The organism is Mesorhizobium sp. M7A.F.Ca.US.006.04.2.1, assembly GCF_004022915.1.
Classification (GTDB): domain Bacteria; phylum Pseudomonadota; class Alphaproteobacteria; order Rhizobiales; family Rhizobiaceae; genus Mesorhizobium; species Mesorhizobium ciceri.
The window spans coordinates 1-949 of the sequence record NZ_RZQA01001380.1; the positions used below are offsets into that span (position 1 = coordinate 1).

The window sequence follows — 949 nt, forward strand, 5'->3', positions numbered from 1 at the left end:
CGTTTGGGCCTGGCTTCACGTTTAGGACGGCGTCCCGTAGCGGCCGCCACATGAACGAGCGGCCTTCATCCGCTGCAAAGCACCTTGCCGCAGCGCACAGTTACGATGGCCGAGATGCAATGATAAAGATAGCCGAGGCGTTGATGAGAGCATCGACACCGATAGACATGCCAAACGTCGGCATGCCGCGATGGTCTGTAGCACTCGCCATCCTGCACGATGCGGAGGGTGGCGCTTCCAGCATGTGGAACATATCGAAAGCCGCTGTGTTCTGGGCGCCAAAGGAGATTGCGATGATCCGTTGGTTAGTCAGAATCGGCGCCTTATATGCGGCATACAAACTCGGCGAAGCTGCCGGGCGCAGTGAGCAGGAGGTCATTCCTCTCCCGCCCTCCGACCGGCAACGGCAGCCAGGTAGGCAGGAGCGGACCGACCTCGGCGTCGAGCCATCCTAAAAACGCAGGTCGCTGGCCGCAGGCCGGTTCTTCAGCGAATAAGCTCGTCCCATGACAGGCGTGTGACGCCAACGCTCTGTGCGAAGGACGGGGCGCGGCGCTGAGCTTCGGGATGTTCGGTCCATCGATTGATGCACAGCGAAGACCCGTCATTGATCAGCAATGGCGGGTCTTGCTTTGAGACCACTTGGCCCGGCGTTGTAAGCCAAGCTGCCACCCAAACTTTGATTCGCGACACAGGTCCCCAGCTTGGCCAAATAATGCCGGTGGCGTCATCACCACACAAAGGCCCGCCGCTGAACGGACCAGGCGGCGACGGGGCGCACCAGACCGCTTGGCTGTGCAGGGCAAGCTGCATACCGAACATCGATCTTTTCATCAGGTTCCAGCGCCGTGGTTCGGACCGGAGGAGGCCGGTTCTGGTAAGGCAGCGTCCAGGTCGCCGACAGGCACCACACGAACATCTATCCCAAAAATTGCGATCGCATCGGGAG

1 protein-coding gene is annotated in these 949 nt (G+C 60.5%); it reads left to right on the plus strand.

Going from position 1 to position 949, the window contains the following annotated elements:
- The coding region (locus EN925_RS40000) for a hypothetical protein (RefSeq protein WP_206633171.1) at nucleotides 1–455 on the plus strand (455 nt) is incomplete at its 5' end.
- Nucleotides 456–949: the final 494 nt, after the last annotated feature.